This is a genomic window from Acidithiobacillus albertensis (assembly GCF_001931655.1).
Taxonomy (GTDB): domain Bacteria; phylum Pseudomonadota; class Gammaproteobacteria; order Acidithiobacillales; family Acidithiobacillaceae; genus Acidithiobacillus; species Acidithiobacillus thiooxidans.
Genome location: NZ_MOAD01000126.1, coordinates 1 through 3012, shown reverse-complemented (window position 1 = coordinate 3012; position 3012 = coordinate 1). Strand labels below are relative to the sequence as shown.

Genomic DNA, 3012 nt, shown 5'->3' with positions numbered 1-3012 from the left:
GCGTCGCCCGTTGTGGCAAAGAACCGGTCAACGCCTGTATCGAAAAAACCCAAAAAATCTACTCCAGCGTCCATGGCCAACATGAATATGGGAGGCAAAAGCCATGATTAAGGCCGTGATGCGTTGGTGTCTCAACAACCCATTGTTGGTGGTCATTGCCAGCTTGGTCGTGATCGTTGCAGGCGTCCTCTCCATCCTGAGCATTCCACTGGAAGCGCTTCCTGATATTTCGCCGACCCAGGTCATTGTCAAAACCTCTTATCCGGGACAGGCTCCACAAATCATTCAGGATCAAATCACCTATCCCCTCGAAACGACTTTGCAGGAAGTGCCCGGTGCCAAAGCCGTACGTGGCTATTCCATGTTCGGGGATTCCTATGTTTACGTGCTGTTCAAAGGGGGGACCCCGATTTATCAGGCACGGAATCTGGTCCTGCAATATCTCAACCAGGCCCAGGGTCAGTTACCAGCCGGGGTAACCCCAGCTCTGGGGCCGAATAGCTCGGGGGTGGATTGGATTTATGAATATGCCCTCACAGATCCCGGTGGTTCACTGAACCTTGCACAACTTACTACCTTGCAAAACTGGTTTCTGAAATTTGCCTTGCAAGGTATTCCCGGTGTGGCCCAGGTCGCGACGGTGGGCGGGATCGAGCAGGAGTATCAGGTGGTTGTCTTCCCTAATCGTCTGCTGGCCTACAACCTCACCCTGCCACAGGTCGAAGCGGCTATTCGTGCGGCCAATGGCGAAACCAGCGGTTCCGTCGTGGACATGGGAGAGTCGCGCTACATAGTGCGCACCTCCGGCTACATTCACTCATTGAAAGATTTACAACAGACCCCGCTTGGTGTGCGCGACGGCGTGCCCGTGACGCTGCAGCAAGTGGCACGGGTACAATTAGGCCCGGTTCTACCCAGTGGTATTGCCGAACTGAATGGTCAGGGTCAAGTGGTCGGTGGCATTGTCATGATGAATCAGGGGGGAAACGCCAATGCCCTGATACAAAAGATTCAACAAAAACTTAAAAGCTTGCAGGCCTCGCTGCCGGCTGGAGTGAAGGTAGTGACCACTTACAGCCAGCGCCCCCTGATTCAACGTAGCATTCAGACGCTCAGTGGCAAACTGCTGGAAGAGTGTGTAGCCGTCCTGCTGGTGACTTTGCTGTTTTTATTACGGATCCGTTCGGCGCTGGTGGTCCTGATTGCATTGCCGATCGGTATACTTGGCGCTTTTATCGTGATGTATGCTCTCGATATACCGGCGAATATCATGTCTCTTGGGGGAATCGCCATTGCGATTGGCATTATGGTCGATGCGCCCGTGGTAATGATCGAGAACATGCATAAACATATGGAGAAAGGAGAAGCCCTCAATCCTTGGCAGACTGCCGGGATAGCGGCGATGGAAGTTGGCCCCGCGCTGTTTTTTTCCTTACTGATTATCGCGGTTTCCTTTCTGCCCATCTTTGCGCTGAGTGGACAGGAAGGTAAATTGTTTGCGCCGCTCGCTTTTACCAAAACCTTTGCGATTGCCGCCGCCGCCATTCTCGCTATCACCCTGGTGCCCGTCCTGATGGCCTGGTTTATTCGGGGGAAGATTCCCGTTGAACGGAAGAATCCTTTAAACCGGGTGATAGCGAGGTGTTATCTTCCTGTCATACACGGCGTATTGCAAGCCCCTTGGCTGGTCGTTATCGGGGCCGTACTGGTGGCTGCGACGCTCGTTTATCCCTGGCAAAGACTGGGTACCCAGCTCATGCCGCCCCTGGATGAAGGGACGCTGCTGTATATGCCCGTTGCCCAGAATCCTGCCATTTCTTACGGTGAATCTGCGGCGCTTTTGCAGTTGACGGATCGCATTATCAAAACCTTTCCAGAAGTGAAAACCGTTTTTGGAGAAGCGGGACGGGCGCAGACCGCCACCGATCAGTCACCCATTTCCATGTTTGATACCGTGGTCACCCTTAAACAGCCTGATCATTGGCCCGCCCACATCAGCATGAACACACTGCGTGACCAGCTGAATCAGGCCTTGCAGATTCCCGGTCTGAGTAATAACTGGACACAACCCATCAAGGGGCGGGTGGACATGTTGACGACCGGACTGCAAACCCCTCTCGGCCTCAAGATTACGGGACAGAATTTGGCTACCTTGAGTCTTCTGGGGCAGAAAGTCCAAGCAGTGCTCCAAAAAGTGTCCGGTACCCAGACTGCATATGCCGCCAGAGTAACCGGCGGCCGTTACATCGTCGTCCATACGGATCGGGCAGCCGCCGCACGCTATGGCATTTCAGTGGCCGACGTGAACCGACTGGTGGAAACGGCTATCGGCGGTAAAGTTCTGACTACGGCCGTAGAGGGTGTGCAACGTTTTCCGGTGGATTTGCGCTATCCGCGAGATCGTCGGCAATCACTTTCAGCGCTGATGGACAGTCGTGTGGCAGCGCCCAATGGTGCGCAGATTCCCCTCGCACAGTTGGCGCGGGTAGACATGGTCAATGGGCCAGCCATGCTCACCAGTGATGATAGCCAACTGAACAGTTGGGTCACCATTGATCTGAAACCGGGGACGAGTATTGGCACTTATGTGGCCAGGGCGAAACGGATGCTCGCGCATCAGGTCCATCTGCCACCGGGATATACCATAAACTGGGTCGGCGAATATCAGAGTATGCATCGCGCCAATCAGCGTTTGCAGATTGTCGTGCCGATGGTTTTGTTACTGATTGCCTTACTGCTCTATCTCAATTTTCGTAATGTGGTCGAGGTGGCTATTGTCCTGGTCACTTTACCATTCTCTCTGGTAGGTGGTCTCTGGCTGGTTTATGTACTTCATTACAAGCTCTCGGTAGCGGTGGTCGTGGGTTTTATTGCCCTCGCCGGTGTGGCCGTCGAATTTGGGGTAGTCATGCTCCTTTATCTGGACCAGGCCCTGCAGCGTCGGCGGGCCCGCGATGCCTTGCAAAACTGGCACGATCTGCAGCTGGCGATTATGGAGGGGAGTATGCTCCG

At 54.2% G+C, this 3012-nt stretch carries 1 protein-coding gene; it reads left to right on the top strand.

Annotation, left to right across the window (positions count from 1 at the left end; genetic code table 11):
* Positions 1–103: 103 nt before the first annotated feature.
* Positions 104–3012: efflux RND transporter permease subunit (locus tag BLW97_RS18495; protein ID WP_075324203.1), on the top strand; the 2909-nt coding region annotated here is incomplete at its 3' end.